Source organism: Lentzea sp. NPDC004782, from assembly GCF_040609115.1.
Classification (GTDB): Bacteria; Actinomycetota; Actinomycetes; order Mycobacteriales; family Pseudonocardiaceae; genus Lentzea.
The window spans coordinates 1-19791 of record NZ_JBEXJN010000101.1; the positions used below are offsets into that span (position 1 = coordinate 1).

A 19791-nucleotide genomic window follows, 5' to 3' on the forward strand; every position below is an offset into this window, starting at 1 on the left:
TGCTGGCAGGATTTCATGGTGGAGAGTGCGTACAGCGCGTCGCGGTTCACCGTGGACTGGGGTCAGGTCGAGGGTGAGGAGCAGCGGTTGCTGGCGCAGCGGCTGGCGGGGTGGCAGGAGAAGTATCCGGACGTCGGGGTCCAGCGCGTGGTGTTGCGGGATCGTCCGGTGCGGGCTCTGATGCGGTATGGGGCGGAGGCGCAGCTCGTGGTGGTGGGTAGCCACGGGCATGGTGGGTTCGCGGGCATGTTGCTCGGGTCGACGAGCCAGGCGCTCGTCTACAACGCGCCGTGCCCGCTGGCGATCGTCCGCCCGGCCGGGTGAGAGGAACACCGGGGCGGCCTTCTCGTGGTGGGGGAGGCCGCCCCGGTCGGTTCCGGTCACTTCACGGCACGCGGCGGAATGACCACGACCGGGCATTCCGCGCGCTGCAGGCATTTCAGGGCGACTCCGCCCAGCACAGCGCCCGCGACCCGGCCGTGACCGCGCGTGCCGATCACGAGCAGGTCGGCGTGCCGAGAGGCTTCGACCAGGTGCTCCGCCGCGTCGCCCACCTCGACGACTTCGGTCACGTCCGGCGCATCGGGCAGCGCCGCGCGGGCCGACTGCACGTTGGCGTGCAGTTCCTCGGCAGGGTGGCGTTGCGGCCTGTCGCCGTACGGGTTCAGGCCCATCAGGGTCGCCGGCACGAACACGGGCTCGTGGAAGTAGGTCAGCACCGCCTCCACCCTGGCGCTTCGGCGCGCCGACTCCTCCAGCGCCCACCGCAGTGCGGCATTCGCCTGCGCGGAACCGTCCACGCCGACCACGATCACAGGTTTCCTCATCTTCCGCTCCCATCGCTCGCCACGAGCGTGGCCGCTGCTCCACGTCGGCTGGCAGGGACCAACGTCATGACCGGGGCGAGCCGATTCGCCCTGCTGACAGCCGCTGCCGAGGCGAATCCTCATGTGCGCCCCGGACTGGACGCCTGCGTCGTGAAGGCCGTCGCACGGCCTGTCAGGACGAAGGTCCCGCACCGCACATGACCCCGGCCACTCACCGGTGATGACGCGGACCGTGAGGCTGAAGTGCATGAGCGAGAACGAGTCCCGGCCCGTGGTGGTCGGCGTGGACGGATCGGCCGCCGCGCGGGCGGCGTTGGAATGGGCCGTGCAGGACGCTCGGCGGCGTGGGTGCCGGGTCGACGCGGTCTGCGCGTGGCATCCGGACTACGGGTTCGTCATCGGCGCGGAGTCCGCCGCGGTGGTCATGTCGATGTCGCCGGAGGCGATGCGGGCCGCGGCTCAGGCCGGTCTGGACAAGGCCGTCGAGGGCCTCGAAGGCGTGGAGATCCGCCGGATCCTCGTCGAGGCCGATCCCCGGACCGCGCTGATCGACGCGTCCGAGGACGCTGAGCTGCTGGTGGTCGGCAACCGCGGCCACAGTCCGATCGTCGAGGCGATCCTGGGCTCGGTCAGCTCGCACTGCGTGCACCACGCCTCCTGCCCGGTGGTCGTGATCCGCGAGCCGAAGGCGGAGCAGCCGGAGCCGGCCACCGTCGACGCCGCCGTGCCGCTGACCCCTGGACCGTTGCTGTGAAGGCACGTGCCGGCCATGTCTTCCTGACGGTGGTGGTGCTCGTCACCGTCGGGGGCGGGGTGGTGTGGCTTCAGGATCCGCCGAGTGCGCGGATCTGGTGGGCCGTCGCGACGGCGGTCGCTGTCGTCCCCGCGGTGTGGTGGGTGGTCGAGGACCTGCGCGCCAAGCGGTTCGGCGCGGATGTGCTCGCGATCCTCGCCCTCGTGGGCACGCTCGTGGTCGGCGAGTACCTGGCGGGCGCTGTCGTGGCCGTCATGGTCGGGACCGGGCACGCGCTGGACGACTACGCGCGGCGCAGGGCGCGCCGGGACCTGAGCGCGCTGCTGGAGCGCGCGCCGAGGCAGGCGCACGTGCGGCAGGTGTACGGGCTGCGTGCGGTCGGGGTGGACGAGGTCGTGCCCGGTGACGAGGTGGTGGTGCGGCCCGGTGAGGTCGTGCCGGTGGACGGGATCCTGCTCGGCGACGCCACGTTCGACGAGTCCGCCCTGACCGGTGAACCGGATCCGGTCAACCGGCTGCGCGGAGAACGCGTGCGCAGCGGTGTGCTGGTGGTCGGGGCCGCGGTCGACGTGCAGGCCGCCGCCACAGCGCAGGAGAGCACTTACGCGGGCGTTGTGCGGCTGGCCGAGGAAGCGGCGGCCATGAGCGCACCCGTCGTGCGGGTGGCGGACCGGATCGCCACGGTGTTCCTTCCCGTCGCCGTGCTGGTGGCGGGCCTCGCGACGGTGATCACAGGCGAGCTGTCGCGGGCGGTGGCGGTGCTGGTGACCGCGACCCCGTGCCCGTTGCTGCTGGCCGTGCCGGTCGCGATCACGGCGGGCATGTCGCGTGCTGCCCGTGTCGGCGTCGTGCTGCGGGACGGGCAGGCGCTGGAGGCGCTGGGCAGCGCGCGGGTGGCGGTGCTGGACAAGACCGGCACCGTGACGGTCGGGCGGCCCGTCGTGGTGGACGTCGTTCCCGCGCCCGGCTGGACGGCCCCCGGCGTGCTCGGCATCGCGGCCTCGGTCGAGCAGCTGTCGGCGCACGCGCTGGCATCGGCGGTGGTGGAGGCGGCGAGAACCGCGGGATTGCACGTCGAACCCGCCCAGCAGGTCCACGAACAGCCTGGCCACGGCGTCAGCGGACGCATCGGGCCGTCCACGGTGCGCGTCGGCGACCGGGACGAGGAGCCCAGCCAGGACTGGGAACGCGCCGTGGCCGGGAAAGCGCGGCTGGACGCGGCGACGGTCGTGTGGGTGAGGACCGACGGGAAGTTCGCCGGAGCGTTGCTGTTGCGCGATCCGGTGCGGCGCGAGGCGGTCAGGACGGTGCGCCGGTTGCGGGCGGCGGGCCTGCGCCGGGTCGTCATGCTGACCGGCGATCGGCCGTCGGTGGCGCAGGACGTCGCCGGCCTCCTCGGGTTCGACGACGTGGTGGCGCGGTGCACGCCGGAGGACAAGGTCGCGCGGGTCCGGGAAGAACGGTCCGGCGGCGTCACCGTGATGGTCGGCGACGGCATCAACGACGCACCCGCGCTGGCCGCCGCGGACGTCGGAGTGGCGCTGGGAAACCGCGGCAGCGCGGCAGCCGCCCAGGCAGCGGACGCGATCATCCTGGACGACCGCATCGACCGGCTGGCCGACGGTGTCGAGATCGCCGCGCACGCCAAGCGGATCGCGACCCAGAGTGCGGCGGCCGGCATGGGGCTGGCGCTCGTGGCGATGGGCTTCGCCGCGTTCGGGCTCCTCCCCGCAGTCGGCGGCGCGCTTGTTCAGGAGGCGATCGACGTCGCGGTCATCCTCTACTCGCTGCGCGCGCTGCTTCCGTTGCGGCGCAGCAGGATGCGCCCGGAGACGACCAGGCTGCTGGCCAGGTTCGACGCGGAGCACGCTGTGCTGCAGGACGTGCGGGACGCGGTGCGCACGGCCGCGGACGGTCTCCACGCCGGCATGACGCCGGAGGCAGCGGAGGCCGTGCGGCACGCCCACCAACTGGTGACCGAGCGGCTCCTGCCTCACGAACGCGCCGAAGAACACGAGCTCTACCCGGCGTTGACGGCGGAGTTCGACGACCAGCACGCGACAGTTCCCATGAGCCGCGGCCACGCCGAGATCGAACGACTGGCGCGCCGCCTCGGACGGCACCTCGCTGAACCGGACGGCATGACCGCCGACCAGGTCGCCGACCTGCGCGCCACCCTCTACGGCCTGGACGCCGTGCTGCGCCTGCACTTCGCACAGGAGGAAGAGAGCTACTTCGTGCTCGCGGACCCGCGCTGAGGGAGGATCGACGTGGACCGGCAACTGGCGCCCGTGCGGGCGCTTCTCACCGACGGCTCGGTCGTCGAGGTGCGCGAGCTGGGACCGGGTGACGCCACGACGTTGCTGGACCTGCACAGGTCGCTCCCGGTGGAGGACAAGTACCTGAGGTTCTTCAGCACCTCGCCGCGGCAGCTCGAGGACTTCGTGCGGCGGATGGTGTCCCCGGACGAGCCGCGGCACGTGGTGCTGGGCGCGTTGCGGGAGGGACGTCTGCTCGGTGCGGCCAGCTACGTCGTGACGGACGACCCGGAGTGCGCCGAAGTCGCGCTCGTGGTGACGCACGCCGAGCAGGCGCACGGGGTCGGCACGTTGCTGCTCGAACACCTGGCTTCGCTGGCGCGCGGCCGTGGCGTGCGGAAGTTCACGGCCGAGGTCCTCACGATGAACTTCCGGATGCTGCGCGTGTTCACCGACATGGGTCTGGTGTGGACGGTCGTGCCGGACGGCGACGTCGTCCACGTCGACCTCGGGCTGGAGCCCTGCGAGCGCTACCTCGACGCGGTCGCCGAACGCGAGGCGAAGGCGGACGTGGCGAGCCTGACCCACGTGTTGCGGCCGGGTTCGATCGCCGTGGTGGGAGCGAGCCGGTCGCCGGGCTCGGTGGGCCACGCCGTGCTGCGCAACCTCGTGGACGGCAACTTCACCGGTGACCTGTACGCGGTCAACCCGCATGCCACGTCGGTGGCGAACGTGGACTGCTACAGCTCGGTGACCGCGCTGCCGGAGGCTCCGGAGCTCGCGGTGCTGTGCGTGCCGGCGAAGGCCGTACCCGGTGTCGCCGAGGAGTGCGGACGGCGCGGTGTCCGCGCGTTGGCCGTCATCTCGTCGGGGGTCGATCCGGACGAGCTCATGAAACCCGTTCGCGCACATGGGATGCGCCTGGTCGGCCCGAACTGCCTCGGTGTGTCCACGAGTTCGCCCGCGGTGCGGATGAACGCCACGTTCGCCGCCCGCGACACGATCGCGGGCGACATCGGGCTGGTCACCCAGTCCGGCGGAGTGGCGATCGCCGTGCAGGAGGAGCTGCGACGGCTCGGCCTCGGGCTGTCCGGTCTGGTCTCCACCGGGGACAAGCTCGACATCAGCAGCAACGACCTGCTGATGTGGTGGAAGGAAGATCCGGAGACGCGGGTCGTCGCCCTGTACCTGGAGTCGTTCGGCAACCCGCGCAAGTTCTCCCGGCTGGCCCGCGAGGTCGCGAAGCACAAGCCGGTGATCGCGATCCGCGCGGCGAGCAGCGAGGCCGGGCAACGGGCCGCGGCCTCGCACACCGCGTCGACGGCCACGCCCTCCGTCACCAGGGACGCGTTGTTCCGGCAGGCGGGTGTGATCACGGTCGACGGCGTGCCGGAACTGGTCGACGTCGTGCTGGCGTTGCGGCAACCCGTGCCGGGAGGCAGGTCGGTCGCCGTGCTGGGCAACGCGGGCGGTCTCGGCGTGCTGGCCGCGGACGCGTGCGTCCGCAACGGACTGCGGATGGCGGAACTGTCCGCCGCGACCGTGGACTCGTTGAGCCGTCTGCTCTCACCGGCGGCGAGTGTGCAGAATCCGGTCGACACGACGGCGGTCGTCGACGAGGAGACGTTCGGCCGCTGCCTCGACGTCGTCGGTGCAGATCCCGCGGTCGACGCGGTGATCACCGTGACGGTGCCGACCGCGCTCGGAGACCCCACGGGTGGCGTGCACGGGCTCACCGGCAAGCCGGTGCTCGCGGTGCGCACCGGTCAGACCGGACGTCTCGCGGACGAGGTGCCCTGCTGTGCCGAGCCGGCCCGCGCCGCGGCCGCGTTGGCCCGGCTGGCGGACCGCGCCGAGTGGCTCGACCGGCCGCGGGAGCTCACGCATCAGGCCGATGTCGACCTGCGGACCGCGCAGGGCGTCATCGCCCGCAACCCGGAGGGCTGGCTGCCCCCGGACGAGGTGGTGCGCCTGCTCAAGGCGTTCGGGCTGCCGGTGCTGGGCGGAACCCTGACGACGACCGAGGAACACGCCGTCGCCGCGCAACGCGCCTACGACTGCCCGGTCGCGATGAAGGCCGTCGCGGAGGACCTGCTGCACAAGAGCAAGGGCGGCGGCGTCGTGCTCGGCATCGCCGGCGAGGCCGCGGTGGCGGAGGCGTTCCGCGCCTTCCGGGACCGTTTCGGCGACCGCCTGCGCGGGGTGTTCGTGCAGCCGATGGAGTCAGGCGAGCGGGAGCTCCTCGTCGGCGTCGCCACGGACGACAAGTTCGGCCCGCTCGTCGTCACCGGGCTCGGCGGGGTCGACACCGACCTGATCGACGACCGTGCCGCCGCACTCGCTCCACTGTCCACTGCAGACGCTGACGACCTGATGCGCGGTTACCGCGCCGCCGGTGCGGTGCTCGCGGCGACCGATGAGGCAGCTGTGCGGGACGTGCTGCTGCGTGTGGCGGATCTCGCCGCCGCACTGCCCGAGATCACCGAGCTCGACATCAACCCGCTCGTCGTGACGAGCACCGGCTGCCTGGTGGTGGACGCCAGGATCCGCGTCGCCCGAGCACGACCGATCGACCCGTTTCTGCGGCAACTGAGGAGGACGAGATGAGCACGACAGCGAACCCCGTCGTGGTGGGAGTGGACGGGACCGAGGCGTCGAACGGCGCGCTGCGGTGGGCGATGGACGAGGCTCTCGTGCGCGGCTGCCCGCTGCACGTCGTCAACGCCTGGGACTTCGAGCCCCTGGCGGACTGGCGGGAGACCACCGTCGAGCAGGCCTCGGCCGAGTCGGAGGCGCTGATCGGTGAGGCCGTGCGCGCGGTGTCGCAGGGACGCACCGAGCTGCCCGAGATCGTCCAGCGGAGTCTGCGCGGATACGCGGCCGAGGTGCTGGAGAAGGCGTCGGAGGGCGCGGCGCTGCTCGTGGTCGCCTCGCACACCGGTCACTGGATGCGCCAGATCGTGCTGGGCTCGACGAGCATGCACGTCGTGCGGCACGCCCACTCGCCGGTCGTCGTGATCCCGGTGACCGACCGGGAACCGGCGGAGACGGCCCGCTGAGGCCGAGGATCAACATGATCGCCCATCTGCTGAGCACGATCGACGTGCCCGGCTGGGCAAGCGAGCTCGGCGTACGGCCGAGCTGAGCTGGTTCAAGCAGCCACCCGTGGTTCCGGACCCGGGCGACTCGCTGTCCGGACCGCTCCCGCGATCGTGTGATCGACGAAGAAGCCCTGCGCCGCCGAGAGACTCGCCCGGCACGCGCGGACGATCTGGCGGGTCGCGGACGTGTCCGGCGTCCGGCGGCACGTCTCGCAGCGAACGACCACGTCACCGGTCAGCTCGTCGACGCCGACCGACGCGGCGGACGAGCAGTCGCGGCACCATCGGTGGCCGGTGACCTTGATGACGTGGTCGGCGGAGTGCACGCAGTGGTGCAGCCAGCGGCGGTGCAGGCGGCACGAGACGCGCTCCAGCGGGTTCAGGCCGAGTTCCTCTGCCGCGTCCTCCTCGGCGAGCATCGCGGCGAGCGCACGATCGCGGACGCCGGCGTAGCGCTGGTCGCCGTCGGCGATGAAGGGCGTGGTCATGGCGTTCTCCCCGGATTCGAAGGTGCTTCCAGACTTCGGCGCGACCCGCGCCGCCAACAGCGCACGGAGACTCCTTTCCGGCCGAGACCACGGGCTCAGCGGGGTCGAGACGTTGGTCCCTGGGGCCCGGAGCGCCCACCCGGAAATCTGGAACCAGGAGGTGGACCGTGACCGCGAAACCGATGTCCAGACTCGTCCATCAGGCCTTTCCCTACCGCAACAAGCTCGCCACCGCCGGTGACCGGATCGAGAGCACGGTGCTCGTGCTGGGCGTCGCGGTCGCGATGCTGGCCGTGCCCGTGGCGGGCGCGACCGGTTCCGAGATCTTCGCGGCGAAGCGCGAGCGCGTCGCCGTCGAGCAGGTGAGCAAGACCCGCGGGGAGGCGACCCTGGTCGAGGACGCCCCACCCACGATCGGCTCCACCGAGCGGGGTGGCGTCGAGACGACGCCCGTGCTCGCGAGGTGGCGCCTGCCGGACGGAAGTGCCCGGCAGGCACCCGTCCAGGCGCACTACGACGCCAAGGCAGGGGCCACCGTGCCGATCTGGATCGACCGGAACGGAGGCCTGACCGAGCCTCCGATCACCACCGGTGGCGCCGCGATCGACGCGATCGTGCTGGCTCTCCTGCTGTGGAGCGCGGCCGCCGGTTCGATGGCGCTGCTGTACCTCGCCGCGAGGTTCACGCACACGCGGTTCCGCTCGATGCGGTGGGCCGACGAGTGGAAGCGGATCGCGCCGGAGTGGACGGGCAGGTGAGCCGTGACCGTCCCCATCGGACACACCAACACGGTTGTCGTGGGCTTGGACGGATCGGACTCCGCGCTGAACGCGGTGCGCTGGGCGGCGGCGGAGGCGGCGCGCCGGACCGCGGCCCTGCGTGTCGTGCACGCGGAGCTGCCGTTGCCCGCCGCGGCACCGGACCTGTCGGGCACCGCGCGGCAGGCCTTGCACGAGGAAGCGATGCGGTGGGTGCGCGCCGCCGTCTCCGCAGCGGCCGAGTTCGCTCCCGATGTTGACGTTCAGGTGCGCGTCGAGGTCGGGTCCGCCGCCCGGTTGCTGCTGGACGAGTCGACGACCGCGGCGCTGGTCGTGGTCGGCTCACGCGGCCTCGGCGGGTTCACCGGCCTGGTGGTCGGCTCGGTCGCGCTGGCGTTGTCGTGCCACGCCAAGTGCCCTGTTGTCGTGGTGAGAGGCGATGACCCGGCGCCGGACGGGCCAGTGGTCGTCGGGGTCAACGGCGCGCCGGAGAACTGGTACGTCGTGGACCGGGCGTTCGAGGAAGCCGAGGCGCGCGGCACCGAGCTGGTGGCCGTGCACGCCTGGCGGCCGCCGCTGGCGACGGCGAGGATCGCCGAGTCCGTCGGTGTCGTGTGGTCCGAGCTCGACCTCGTGCGCGAGGCGACGGTCGCCCAGCGGCTGGAGTCCTGCGCGGACCGGCACCCCGGCGTGGAGGTCAAGACGTACGTCGTGCACGGTTCGGCCGCGCACCGGCTCCTGGAGTTCGCCGAAGGCGCGAGCCTGCTCGTCGCGGGCGCACGCGGTACCGGCGGCCTCACCGGCATGATGCTCGGTTCGACGAGCCAGTCGCTCGTCCGGCACGCGTCGTGCCCGGTGCTCCTGGTGCGGCCCGTGCTCGCCGAACAGGTGCGTGATGCCCGAAGTGCTCGGTAGGACACGGAGACGGGACGCCGCACCCGCGTCGTCACGTGCCCCCGGGAACCGCACCCAGAGTCCTTGGGACCACTGCGGACGAGACCCATGGCAGTGGGCGCGGGGGCCGGCCCTGACGACCGTGGAACGAGACGGCGAGAAGAACTCGGGAGGAAGTCGTGAGCAATCTCGGCATGGCGATCGTCCGGCAGTACGAACGCGGTGTGGTGTTCCGGCTCGGCAAGCTGCACAACGTGCGGGAGCCGGGTTGGCGGTTCATGATTCCGCTGGCGGACAAGATGAGGAAGGTCAGTCTGCGCACGGTGACGATGCCGATCCAGTCGCAGCAGGTGATCACGAAGGACAACGTGTCGATCGGGGTCGCGGCGGTGGCGTACTTCCGCAGGGTCGATCCGGTGAAGTCGATCGTGGAGATCGAGAACGTCGAGGCGGCGATCAGTCAGATCGCGCAGACGACGGTGCGGAACGTGGTCGGTCGCTCGCCGCTGGACCACGTCCTGGCGGAGACCGAGACGCTCAACGAGAAGATCAAGGAGATCCTGGACGCCACGACCGAGCGGTGGGGTGTGCTCGTCGAGCTCGTCGAGCTGAAGGACATCGAGCTGCCGCAGTCGATGCAGCGCGCCATGGCCCGCGAGGCCGAAGCCGAGCGGGAGAAGCGCGGCAAGATCATCGCGGCGGAGGGTGAGGCGTTGTCGGCGGGCAAGCTGGCGGAGGCGGCGGACGTCATCGGGCGGCACCCGATCGCCCTGCAGTTGCGCAACCTTCAGGTGCTGGGAGAAATCGCGATCGAGCGGAACTCGACGATCGTGTTCCCGGCGCAGCTGATGGACAGCGTCCGCGCGATGAACACGTTTGTGGCCCACGAGATCCCTGCCGCACGTGACCCGTTGAGTCAGATGGGTTAGCGGTGGCACGGGCCTTGGACGCGATCACGGTCTCGTAGGTCATGAGGCTCGGCGACGCCGCCTCTACCCGCTGGGCTTCTGGCAGGGGCGGAGCGGTCGCCTCCAGCAACGGCTCGCACCCGCTGTCCCGCCACCCCGGACACGGCCTGGGGGAGAGACGTCCGGCCCTTCGTGGTGAGGCGTACGTCCCTGGTGCGGTCGCCGGGTGCTTGATGCCATTGCGGTGTGTTGATCCCACAGCTGCGGGCGCGCTTCGCGGGCGGCGAACTGACGCGTGTGCGAGAAGTGCTCCAGGTCCAGTCGTTCCGGCGGTTGTGGCTCGTGCTGGGCGTGTCGTCCGTGGGCGACTGGATGGGTCTGCTCGCGACCTCGACGTTCGCCGCCGGTCACGTGGGTGGGGCGGCGGCGAAGGGACTCGCGTTCGGTGGCGTGATCGCGGTGCGGCTGTTGCCGGCGCTGGTGCTCGGTCCGGTGGCGGGCGTGCTCGCCGATCGGTTCGATCGTCGCCGCACGCTGGCCGTGTGCGACCTGCTCAGGTGCGTGCTGTACGCCTCGATCCCGATCGTCGGGCTGGTCGTGTCCGTCCCGGCGGTGGTGGTGGGCTGGGCCGCTGTGGCCGTGTTCGTCGTCGAGGCGGTGGGCATGGTGTGGACGCCGACGAAAGAGGCGGCGCTGCCGAACCTGCTGCCCCCACAACGGGTGGAGACGGCGAACCAGCTGGGGCTGGTCACCAGCTTCGGGGTGACACCCGTGCTCGGCGCGCTGGTCATCGCGGGCCTGGACCGGTTGACCGCGACGCTGTTCGGGGCGCGGATCCCCGTGTGGGCCGATCCCACCGACACCGCGTTGTACTTCAACGCGCTGACCTTCCTGGCCAACGCCGCCGTCGTGTACTTCGGCATCCGCGAGATCGGCGGGCGCCCGCACGCCTCCGACCGCCCCGGCGCGCTGGCTCAGCTGCTCGACGGCCTGGCCTACATCCGGCGCACGCCACTCGTGCGCGGACTCATCCAGGGGATCCTGGCGGCGTTCACCGGTGCCGGCGTCGTGATCGGCACCGCGCACTTCTACACCCGATCCCTCGGGGGTGGCGACGCGACGTTCTACCTGCTGTTCGCGACGCTGTTCCTGGGCCTCGCGGCGGGCGTCGCGGGAGGCCCGAGCCTGGTGCACGACCTGTCACGACGGCGCTGGTTCGCGCTGTCGATCGGGCTCGGCGGGCTCGGGGTGAGCGGGTTCGCCCTGGCTCCGCACCTGGCGGTCGCGCTGCCCTGCGCCTTCGCGATCGGCGCCGCGGCCGGTATGGCGTTGCTGGTGGGCGAGACACTGCTGGGCACGGGTGTGGGCGACGAGCTCCGCGGCCGGGTGTTCGCCGTGGTGCTCACCGGCATCCGGATCGTGCTGCTGCTGGGCATCTCGGTGTCCAGCGCGCTCGCCGGGCTGGACGGTCCGCACTCCGTGCCGCTCGGCACCGTCGAGGTCTCCCTGTCCACCACCCGGATCGTGCTGCTCGTCGCCGGCCTGCTGACGGTGCTGGCCGGGTGGGCCGCGCTGCGCAGCATCGACGACAGGCGGGGAACCCCGGTGCTGTCCGATCTCCGCGCGGCCTTGCGCAGCCGTGATCCCGTGCCTGCCCCGAGTGTCCCGCCAGGTCGGCCCGAGGACGGGCTGTCCGGTGCCGAGGCGGCACGCCGGTTGGCCGCACACGGCCCGAACCGCGTCGAGGTGCGCCGCGGGTACCGCGGACTGCGGCTGCTGCTGGCCCAGTTCACGAGCCCGATCATCGTGATCCTCGTCGTCGCCACCGCACTGTCCATGATGGTCGGTGACCTCACCGACGGGCTGATCATCCTGGCCATCATCACCGCCAGTGGCGGACTCGGGTTCTGGCAGGAGCACTCCGCCGGACGTGTGGTCGACGCGCTGCTCGCCAGGGTGCGGGTGGAGGTCGAGGTGCTCCGCGACGGCCGGGAGATCTCCGTGCCCGCCGAGGACGTCGTCCCCGGCGACGTGGTGGTGCTGCGGGCCGGCGACATCATCCCCGCCGACGCCACCGCGCTCACCGCGCACGACCTCCTGGTCGACGAGTCGATGCTGACCGGCGAATCGTTCCCCGTGGAGAAGACGAGTACCGCCGCACTCCTCGCCGGCACCCACGTCGTCAGCGGCACCAGCACCGCCCTGGTCACCCTCACCGGCCGCGACACGCGCTTCGGCGCGGTGGCCGTCGACCTGGCCGGCCAGGACGTGGTCACCGGGTTCGAACGCGGCATGACCCGCTTCGGCACCCTGCTGGTGCGCGCGATGATCGTGCTCGTCGGCGCGATCCTGGTGGTGAACGTGGTGCTGGACCGGCCACTGATCGAGTCGCTGCTGTTCTCACTGGCGCTCGCGGTCGGCCTCACCCCGCAGCTGCTGCCCGCCATCGTCGCGGTCAGTCTCTCCGCCGGCGCCCGGCGCATGGCCGCCGAGCGGGTGATCGTCAAACGGCTGGACGCCATCGAGGACTTCGGCGCCACGACCGTGTTGTGCACGGACAAGACCGGCACCCTGACGGCCGGTGCGATCCGGCTGGACGCCGCCTACGACCTCGACGGCCACGACAGCCCCGAGACACTGCGGCTGGCCCGCCTCAACGCGGGACTGCAACACGGCTTCCCCAACCCGCTCGACCAGGCGGTGCTGCTCGGAGCTCCACCCGGTGATCCGAGACAGCGGCTCGACGAGGTCCCGTACGACTTCCACCGCAAGCGCCTGTCCGTCCTGGTCCACGATCCCGGCCGCGGGCCCCTGCTCATCACCAAGGGCGCACTGGACAACGTCCTCGACGTGTGCACCACCGCCACCGGCGATCGCCCGCTGCGGCACGTCGCCGACCAGGTCCGCCGGCAGTTCGCCACGCTCAGCGCGCAGGGCTACCGAGTGCTCGGCGTGGCGGTCAAACCGCTGCCCGGCCGCAGCACGGCGACCGCTGACGACGAGACCGGCATGGTCCTGACCGGGCTGCTCGCCTTCCACGACTCCGCCAAGGACGGCGCCGCCCAGGCCATCGCCGACCTCGCCGCGCAGGGCATCTCGGTGCGGCTGGTCACCGGCGACAACCGGCTCGCCGCTGAGCACATCGCCCGCGAGGTCGGGCTCACCGGTCCCACCCTCACCGGGGACGCCATCGACGAACTCGACGATGCGGGGCTCGCCGCACGAGCAGCCGACACGACGGTGTTCGCCGAGGTGCAGCCGCTGCACAAGCGGCGGCTGGTGGCCGCGTTCCGCGCCGCCGGCGCCACCGTGGGTTTCCTCGGCGACGGCATCAACGACGCACCCGCGCTGCACGCCGCCGACGTGGGCATCTCCGTGGACAGCGCGGCCGACGTGGCGAAGCAGGCAGCCGCCATCGTGCTGCTGGACAAGAACCTCGCTGTCATCGCCGACGGTGTCCGGATGGGCCGGCGCACCTTCGCCAACACGCTGAAGTACGTGCGGGTCACCATCAGCGCGAACTTCGGCAACGTGCTCTCCATGGCCGTCGCCGCGGCGTTCCTGCCGTTCCTCCCGTTGCTGCCGCGGCAGATCCTGCTGTTGAACTTCCTGTCCGACATCCCCGCCACCACCATCGCCGGTGACTCCGTCGACCCCGAGCAGCTTCGTCGCCCCAGCGCCTGGAACATCACCGGCATCCGCAACTTCATGGTGGTGTTCGGCCTGCTCAGCTCCGCCTTCGACATCGCGACCTTCCTCGTCCTGCGGCTGGTCTTCCACGCGGACGCGTCGCTGTTCCACACCGGCTGGTTCATCGAGTCCACCGCCACCGAACTGGCCGTGATGCTGGTGCTGCGGACCGCGAAGCCCTTCTACCGCAGCCGCCCCGGCCGCGCGCTGCTGATCACCAGCGGCCTGGTCGGCCTGGTGGTGCCGGTGCTGCCGTACACCCCGCTGGCCGCCCTCCTCGGACTCGTACCACCGGACGCGTTGCTGCTCACCGCGCTCGCCGCGCTGACCGTGCTCTACGTCGCAGCCAACGAGCTGGCCAAACGCCGTTTCCCGCTCACGTCATGAGGTGCCGAGGGCGAGAACTGTCCGAACAGACCGGAGGGCGTCTGATCGATGAACTCGTTCGTGGCGCCGGAGATCCCCGCAACCCACGATCTGCCGAGAGCGCGGTGACCGGCTGCTCAACGTGCCGCGACCAGGTGCTCGGCGATCGAGTGCGCCCACTGGTCGATCGCGTCCCAGTCCCGGTAGTCGCCGGCCATCGGACCCCGGGCCATCTTCCGCGCCAGGAACCCGGCAGCGGTCTGCGCGGTGAGCCGGCCTCCGAAGGTGATCGGCTGATCGGCGCCGATGCGGGCCGCGAGTTCCCGGACCCTGCGCGGCGCGCGCTGCGGGACCTGTGAGGCGCCGAGCGGTCCGCTGTGGAACAACCACACCGGTTTCCGCGCGAGCGCGTGTTCGGTGCGCTTCAACATCCTCACCGCCCCCGGACGCCACCGGCCCGCGTAGAGCGCGCTGCCCAGCACGACCGCCTTGTACGGCTCGACCGACCGGACCTTCGCGGCGTCCAGCACGATCACCTCGTGCGAGGCGGCGCGGATCCGTGCCGCGATCGCTTCGGCGATCTCCTTCGTACCACCCATCTTGGTCGCGTACGCGACGAGAACTTCAGCCATGACAGTACTTTCGAACCGGCGGTTTCACCGGGGCCAGAGCACTTGTGCTCCCGTGAGCAGGGACGCGGGCTACTGAACTCGTTCTTCCACCGCGGCGATCCTGGAAGGTGGAAGAGGAGGCAGTGGTGAGAGTTCTGGTGGCGTACGCGAGTGCCGCGGGCTCGACGGCGGGGGTCGCCGAGTGGATCACAGGTGCGCTGATGGCACGGGGGCACGAAGTGGTGCTGCGCCCGGTCGAGGAGGTGACCGACGTGGCGGGCTACGACGCGTTCGTGGTCGGCAGCGCGGTGCACGACCAGGCCTGGTTGCCGGTGGCCGCGGACTTCCTCGCCGCCAACCGTCGTGGTCTGAGCGGAAAACCGGTCTGGTTGTTCAGCGTCGGTTCGCCCGGCGCGTTGCGCGGCCCGTTGCGCAGGTGGGCGATGCTGGAGGAGAACGACATCCTCGCCGAGCTGCTCATGGACGTCACTCCGGTGGAACACCGGCTGTTCACCGGCGTGCTCACGGCGGCGGCGTTCGGGAAGTTCGGCGCCCTGCTGTTCCGCGCGATGGGCGGCCGGTTCGGCGACTTCCGCGACTGGGCCGAGATGGAGAAGTGGAGCGCGTCGATCGCCGACGCGCTCGCCGAACAGAAGACCTGACCGGTCAGGGCAGGGTGCGGGCGACGCGGTCCGCGAGGTCCACCGTGCGGTGGGCATAGCCCCACTCGTTGTCGTACCACCCCATCACCTTCACCACGTGGCCCTGCGCCTTGGTGAGCGACGCGTCGAACACGCAGGACGCGGGGTCGCCGATGATGTCGCGCGACACGACGGGATCCGTGGTGTAGCGCAGGATTCCCTTGAGGTGCTGAGCTGCCGCCTCCGCGAAGGCGCGGTTCACCTGACCCGCGGTGGCCGGCTCGGCGAGCCGGACCGTCAGGTCGGTGAGCGAGCCGTCCTCGACCGGCACCCGCACGGCCAGCCCGTCGAGCTTGCCGTTCAGCGACGGGATGACGAGCCCGATGGCGCGGGCCGCGCCGGTCGAGGTGGGGATGATGTTCACCGCGGCGGAACGCGCCCGGCGGAGGTCCTTGTGCGGGCGGTCCAGCAGCGCCTGGTCGCCGGTGTAGCTGTGGATCGTCGTCATGACGCCTTCGACGATGCCGAACGCCTCGTCCAGCACGGCCGCCATCGGGGCGGCGCAGTTGGTGGTGCAGGACGCGTTCGAGATGATGTGGTGCGCGCCCGGCTCGTACGTGTCGTCGTTGACGCCCAGCACGATGGTCGCGTCGACGTCCTTGCCGGGAGCGGTGATCAGCACCTTGCGGGCACCGCGTTCGAGGTGGACGCCGGCCGTCTGCCCGGTGCGGAACCGGCCGGTGGCCTCGATGACGATGTCCACCCCGAGCAGTCCCCAGTTGAGCTCCGCCGGGTCCTCCTCCGCGGTCACCAGGATGCTGTGGTCGTCAACGGTGATGGTGTTCCCCTCTGCGGAAACGTGCCTGCGCCACGGCCCGTACGTCGAGTCGAAGGCGAGCAGGTGTGCGAGCGTCTCCGGCGTGGTGATGTCGTTGACGGCGACGATTTCGATCGCCGTGTCGTTGCGGTCGATGGCGGCGCGCAGCACGTCGCGCCCGATGCGACCGAACCCGTTGATGGCAACGCGAACCGGCATGAGGATCTCCTACTTGGCTGGAACGGGGAGGGGTGCGGGTGCCATCGGTTCCCAGCGCGGGGCCAGGCGCTCTTCGAGCAGCCGCATGGTGGTGTACTCGAGGTCTTCGAGCGGCAGGCGGTGCGGCTCGAACGGACCGTGGCGGCGCATGTAGTCCATGACCTCGTTGGCCTGACTGCGGGCCCGGTCGAACGACGGGTCGTCGAACATGTCGCGCGGGCCGATCAGCTTGCCGTCGCGCACCTGGAAACCGAGCGCGGTGACCCGCGGTGGTCCGTCGAACCGCGCGGGGTGGGCCTGTCCGATGGACACCGGCATCATCGGCGCGTGGTGGGAACCGCGCATGCAGCCCGCCACGGTGTGCGGGAAGGCGAACGGTTCCAGCACCTCGCCGACCGCGGGCAGACCGGACTGGGCGCGGACGATCATCACGGGGTCGTCCTTGCCGACGTACTTGCCGGCGATGAGGGACAACCTCTGCGTGGAGGTCGCGGCGGCCTGCTCGTCCAGCGTCTTCGACCGCACGGAGTGGATGACGTACCTGGCCGGCGCGCCGATGTACATCAGCATCTCGTAGAGGTCGGCGGGGCAGTCGAACCAGATCTTCTTCTCCTGGTGCAGGTCGTAGACCTCGAACCGGAAGCCCGCGTGCATGTTCGTGTCGATGACGAGTCCGGCCGTGTTGAACGGGTCGGCGAACATCTTGTACAGCGGCAGGTTCCACGCGCCGGGTTCGGTCTTGTCCGCGAGGAAGCAGATGATCGGCTCACTGGGGCGTTCGGTGAACTCCAGTTCGGCGTAACCGGGTCCCATGCCGCGCAGGTTGCCGCTGAACGCGTCGGAGAGCAGGTCCTGACCCGCGCCGTAGAGCCCGAGGCGCTTGGCGATCTCGGTGGTGCGCAGGAAGACGTCCCAGGCGAACGAGTGGATCGGCTCGGCGTCCGCGCCGTGCTCGTGGGTCATGATGAGTGAGATGTCGTCGCCGCAGCTCGCGACCTTGGCGTCGATCAGGAGTCGGTCGCCCACAGCGGTGGACAGCGCGGCCTGTGCCGCGGCGAGCATGTCCGGGTGCACCGAGGAGTGCCCGACGAATCCGCCGGTGTCGGCCTTGATGATGCTGAGCGTGATCATGGTGGTCTCCAGGTTCAGTGGAGGGTGTGCCGCAGAAGGCGGCGTTCGGCGGACTCGATCGCCGCTCGTGCCGCGGGACCGGCGTCGTGGTCGACCGCGATCGAGGTGATGCCGCAGTTCCCGGCGATGTCGTCCTCGCCGAGCGTGGTGAAGCCGCGGTTGTAGCTGTTCACGAGCGCTCCTGACGGGTGAGGACGTCAGCGAGGGGGCGGCGGGGGGTGGCGGGCAGCGGGTCGGCGTTGAACCCGGCCCAGCCGACCCGGATGACGAGCTGAGGGCAGGTCGATCCACCGAGCACCTGGTCGCGGACGAGATCCTTGGTCTCCACGACTTCCAGCGGCTGGCTGAGCGGGCAGGACGCGAGGCCGGCGGACGTGGCCTCCAGCAGCACGGCGCTGGTCGCCTCACCGGCCCGCAGGCGGGACAGCTCGTCGTCGGAGGAGGTGCTGAGCACGATCAGGGAGCCGGCGTCCTGGCTGAGCTGCAGCCGGTCGGTCTGCAGGAGCTCGCCGGCCGCGAGCTCGCGCATCTGGAGGTTGCCGTACTGCCGCGAGCCGGCCGGGATGTTGGTCGCGGGCACGCCTGCCGAGGCTCCGGGGTAGACGCCGGTCCACTCGCGGATCTCGGCCCGGTACGCCGGGTCGGCCTCCTGCGCGGCCGCGGCCGTCGCGATCGCCATCAACAGTTCGTCGCGGGCGCGGCCCAGCACCTCCTGGGCTTCGACGCCTTCGGCGCGCGCGTCCGCCACGAGCTGATCGATGATGCCCGTGGGTACCGTCCAGGACGAGAACGCACGGCGGTCCGTGCGCCGGTTGGGGATCGTGGCCGCGAGTGCGACGTGCGCCTCGTTCGGCTCGCACGGCTGGAACTCGATCGCGGCGAGGTGGTCGGGCTGCGCCGGATTCGGCAGGCGGTGCACGACCGCTCGCCAGCCGAGCGCCGCGAGTCCCACCCGCAGGTGGTGCAGTGCGGCTCCGCAGCTGATGGTCAGGTCCGCGCCCAGCGGGTCGATCGCGGGCAGCGCGCGGGAGCGGTCCGCGTACAGGTGCAGGCTGTGCTCACCGAGTTCCCAGCGCCACGGCTGGGTGTTGTGCACCGACGGCGCGCGGCAGGCGAGGGCCACCGCCGCCCGCAGGGTGTTCTCGTCCGGTCGATCGCGGCCCATCCTGCTCACCTCCAGGTCCTGCAGCTCCGTCTCAAACCTCGCAGTGCCAACGGATCGGGGTGAGGGGCCTAGGTCCCCTGCGAGCCGGGACCGCTGTCCCGCGCGGTGCCGCCTTTGGCACGTGTCCGGCGGCCTCAACCGCGACGACGCTGGGAGCACATGTGGACGAACGGATCGCCGGAGGGTCTGTCATGCGTGAACCGACTGTTTCCTCGCTGATGACGCGTGAGGTGATCAGCGCAGACGTCGAGACCCCGTTCAAGGATCTCGTGGAGCTGCTGGAAGAGCACGCGATCAGTGCCGTGCCGGTGCTGGACGGAGGCTATCCGGTGGGCGTGGTGTCGGAGGCCGATCTGCTGCCGAAGGAGGAGTTCCGCGGCGGCACCGAGGACGCGCCCGGCCTGTTCGCCGGACGCGACGCGAAGCACCGCTTCGAGCAGGCCGCCGGGCTGACCGCCGGGGACCTGATGACCAGTCCGGTCAAGAGCGTCTCGCCCGGTACCGCGGCCAGCGCGGCGGCCAGGGAGCTCGCCGAGACCGGGGTGCGCAGGCTTTTCGTGCTGGACGACGACGGTGCGCTCGTCGGCGTGCTGTCACGGCGCGACCTGCTGAAGGTCTTCGTGCAGGACGACGACGAGCTGCGCAGGACGATCCGCGACGAGATCTTCGGCCGGACGCTGTGGGTGGACCCGGACACGATCGACGTCGAGGTGACCGACGGCGTGGTGGCGTTGCAGGGGCGGCTGGAACGGCAGAGCGAGATCGACATCGCCGACCACCTCGTGCGCGCGCTGCCCGGTGTCGTCGACCTGCGCAACCGGCTGCAATGCGCGTGGAACGACACGATCCACCCGCGCCAGACCGAGATCTTCGGCTGAAGGAGCACTCACATGAGGACCCGAGACGTGATGACGACCGAGGTCGTGGTGGTCGGCCCGGACACCGGCGCCCGCGACGCCGCCCGGTTGCTGGCCGACCGCGGCTTCACCGCCCTGCCCGTGGTCGACACCGCCGGCACGTTCGTCGGCGTGGTCAGCGAGGCCGAACTGCTGCGCGACCGGCTGCCGGAGGACCCCCGCCGCCTGGTGCACGGCGAACCGCCCGTCCCGCGGCACGCCCCCGGCGACGTCGTGGCCCAGGTGATGACCAAGCCCGCGGTGACG

Annotated in this window: 19 protein-coding genes; 12 read left to right on the plus strand and 7 right to left on the minus strand. The window is 71.2% G+C overall.

Going from position 1 to position 19791, the window contains the following annotated elements:
• Window positions 1–324, plus strand: a 324-nt coding sequence (locus tag ABZV40_RS44090; protein WP_355455877.1) for a universal stress protein, incomplete at its 5' end; no start/stop codon positions are given.
• Between the two features lie 56 nt (window positions 325–380).
• Here the strand turns inward: ABZV40_RS44090 and ABZV40_RS44095 are convergent.
• Window positions 381–827 carry a universal stress protein gene (locus ABZV40_RS44095; RefSeq protein ID WP_355455879.1) on the minus strand — a complete coding sequence of 149 codons (447 nt, stop codon included), beginning with the start codon at window positions 825–827 and terminating at the stop codon, window positions 381–383.
• A gap of 247 nt (window positions 828–1074) precedes the next feature.
• Here ABZV40_RS44095 and ABZV40_RS44100 point away from each other — a divergent pair, with 247 nt between their 5' ends.
• Genes ABZV40_RS44100 through ABZV40_RS44115 form a run of 4 tightly spaced genes read left to right on the plus strand, consistent with a single transcriptional unit; the run spans window position 1075 to window position 6898 of the window.
• A complete protein-coding gene (locus ABZV40_RS44100; protein WP_355455881.1) occupies window positions 1075–1581 on the plus strand; it encodes a universal stress protein in 507 nt (168 codons plus the stop codon).
• Window positions 1578–3839, plus strand: a complete 2262-nt coding sequence (locus ABZV40_RS44105) for a heavy metal translocating P-type ATPase (RefSeq protein ID WP_355455883.1) — start codon at window positions 1578–1580, stop codon at window positions 3837–3839. Before ABZV40_RS44100 ends, ABZV40_RS44105 begins: the two co-directional genes overlap by 4 nt.
• A 12-nt stretch (window positions 3840–3851) precedes the next feature.
• Window positions 3852–6446 (plus strand): GNAT family N-acetyltransferase, encoded by a 2595-nt coding sequence (locus ABZV40_RS44110; RefSeq protein ID WP_355455885.1) that lies wholly within the window; start codon window positions 3852–3854, stop codon window positions 6444–6446.
• Window positions 6443–6898 carry a universal stress protein gene (locus tag ABZV40_RS44115; protein ID WP_355455887.1) on the plus strand — a complete coding sequence of 152 codons (456 nt, stop codon included), beginning with the start codon at window positions 6443–6445 and terminating at the stop codon, window positions 6896–6898. Before ABZV40_RS44110 ends, ABZV40_RS44115 begins: the two co-directional genes overlap by 4 nt.
• Before the next feature lie 92 nt (window positions 6899–6990).
• Here the strand turns inward: ABZV40_RS44115 and ABZV40_RS44120 are convergent, their stop codons facing one another.
• Window positions 6991–7428: a hypothetical protein gene (locus tag ABZV40_RS44120; protein ID WP_355455889.1), complete on the minus strand. Its 438-nt coding sequence runs from the start codon at window positions 7426–7428 to the stop codon at window positions 6991–6993.
• A 167-nt stretch (window positions 7429–7595) separates the two neighbouring features.
• Between ABZV40_RS44120 and ABZV40_RS44125 the strand changes: the two genes are divergently transcribed.
• The 4 genes from ABZV40_RS44125 (at window position 7596) to mgtA (ending at window position 14065) form a co-directional block, all read left to right on the plus strand.
• The gene (locus tag ABZV40_RS44125; RefSeq protein WP_355455891.1) at window positions 7596–8186 is read left to right on the plus strand and encodes a hypothetical protein; all 591 of its coding nucleotides are present in this window, start codon (window positions 7596–7598) and stop codon (window positions 8184–8186) included.
• A gap of 3 nt (window positions 8187–8189) precedes the next feature.
• Window positions 8190–9101, plus strand: coding sequence for a universal stress protein (locus ABZV40_RS44130; RefSeq protein WP_355455893.1), 912 nt, complete (start codon window positions 8190–8192; stop codon window positions 9099–9101).
• A gap of 158 nt (window positions 9102–9259) precedes the next feature.
• A complete protein-coding gene (locus ABZV40_RS44135) occupies window positions 9260–10009 on the plus strand; it encodes a slipin family protein (RefSeq protein WP_355455895.1) in 750 nt (249 codons plus the stop codon).
• Between the two features lie 225 nt (window positions 10010–10234).
• Complete coding sequence (gene mgtA, locus ABZV40_RS44140; RefSeq protein WP_355455897.1) at window positions 10235–14065, plus strand: magnesium-translocating P-type ATPase; 3831 nt, start codon at window positions 10235–10237, stop codon at window positions 14063–14065.
• A 116-nt stretch (window positions 14066–14181) separates the two neighbouring features.
• Here the strand turns inward: mgtA and ABZV40_RS44145 are convergent, their stop codons facing one another.
• Window positions 14182–14676 (minus strand): flavodoxin domain-containing protein, encoded by a 495-nt coding sequence (locus tag ABZV40_RS44145; protein ID WP_355455899.1) that lies wholly within the window; start codon window positions 14674–14676, stop codon window positions 14182–14184.
• 125 nt (window positions 14677–14801) lie between these two features.
• Here ABZV40_RS44145 and ABZV40_RS44150 point away from each other — a divergent pair, with 125 nt between their 5' ends.
• Window positions 14802–15317, plus strand: a complete 516-nt coding sequence (locus ABZV40_RS44150; protein WP_355455900.1) for a flavodoxin domain-containing protein — start codon at window positions 14802–14804, stop codon at window positions 15315–15317.
• Window positions 15318–15321: 4 nt separating this feature from the next.
• Here the strand turns inward: ABZV40_RS44150 and gap are convergent, their stop codons facing one another.
• Genes gap through ABZV40_RS44170 form a run of 4 tightly spaced genes read right to left on the minus strand, consistent with a single transcriptional unit; the run spans window position 15322 to window position 18628 of the window.
• Complete coding sequence (gene gap / locus ABZV40_RS44155; RefSeq protein ID WP_355455902.1) at window positions 15322–16332, minus strand: type I glyceraldehyde-3-phosphate dehydrogenase; 1011 nt, start codon at window positions 16330–16332, stop codon at window positions 15322–15324.
• A 9-nt stretch (window positions 16333–16341) separates the two neighbouring features.
• Window positions 16342–17463, minus strand: coding sequence for a fructose-1,6-bisphosphate aldolase/phosphatase (gene fbp, locus ABZV40_RS44160; RefSeq protein ID WP_355455904.1), 1122 nt, complete (start codon window positions 17461–17463; stop codon window positions 16342–16344).
• Window positions 17464–17477: 14 nt separating this feature from the next.
• The gene (locus tag ABZV40_RS44165) at window positions 17478–17636 is read right to left on the minus strand and encodes a hypothetical protein (RefSeq protein WP_355455906.1); all 159 of its coding nucleotides are present in this window, start codon (window positions 17634–17636) and stop codon (window positions 17478–17480) included.
• Window positions 17633–18628 (minus strand): nitroreductase family protein, encoded by a 996-nt coding sequence (locus tag ABZV40_RS44170; RefSeq protein WP_355455908.1) that lies wholly within the window; start codon window positions 18626–18628, stop codon window positions 17633–17635. Before ABZV40_RS44170 ends, ABZV40_RS44165 begins: the two co-directional genes overlap by 4 nt.
• A 191-nt stretch (window positions 18629–18819) precedes the next feature.
• On the opposite strand from ABZV40_RS44170, the gene ABZV40_RS44175 reads away from it, so the two are divergent.
• Entirely contained in the window at window positions 18820–19506 is a 687-nt protein-coding gene (locus tag ABZV40_RS44175; protein WP_355455910.1) for a CBS domain-containing protein, read from the plus strand.
• Between the two features lie 12 nt (window positions 19507–19518).
• Window positions 19519–19791, plus strand: a 273-nt coding sequence (locus ABZV40_RS44180; RefSeq protein ID WP_355455912.1) for a CBS domain-containing protein, incomplete at its 3' end; no start/stop codon positions are given.

Bases quoted from the DNA above. Each gene is read 5' to 3' on its own strand.
- ABZV40_RS44145 (WP_355455899.1), bottom strand. From the start codon at position 14,676: ATGGCTGAAGTTCTCGTCGCGTACGCGACCAAGATGGGTGGTACGAAG.
- ABZV40_RS44115 (WP_355455887.1), top strand. From the start codon at position 6,443: ATGAGCACGACAGCGAACCCCGTCGTGGTGGGAGTGGACGGGACCGAG.
- ABZV40_RS44095 (WP_355455879.1), bottom strand. From the start codon at position 827: ATGAGGAAACCTGTGATCGTGGTCGGCGTGGACGGTTCCGCGCAGGCG.
- ABZV40_RS44175 (WP_355455910.1), top strand. From the start codon at position 18,820: ATGCGTGAACCGACTGTTTCCTCGCTGATGACGCGTGAGGTGATCAGC.
- ABZV40_RS44100 (WP_355455881.1), top strand. From the start codon at position 1,075: ATGAGCGAGAACGAGTCCCGGCCCGTGGTGGTCGGCGTGGACGGATCG.
- ABZV40_RS44170 (WP_355455908.1), bottom strand. From the start codon at position 18,628: ATGGGCCGCGATCGACCGGACGAGAACACCCTGCGGGCGGCGGTGGCC.
- fbp (WP_355455904.1), bottom strand. From the start codon at position 17,463: ATGATCACGCTCAGCATCATCAAGGCCGACACCGGCGGATTCGTCGGG.
- gap (WP_355455902.1), bottom strand. From the start codon at position 16,332: ATGCCGGTTCGCGTTGCCATCAACGGGTTCGGTCGCATCGGGCGCGAC.
- ABZV40_RS44120 (WP_355455889.1), bottom strand. From the start codon at position 7,428: ATGACCACGCCCTTCATCGCCGACGGCGACCAGCGCTACGCCGGCGTC.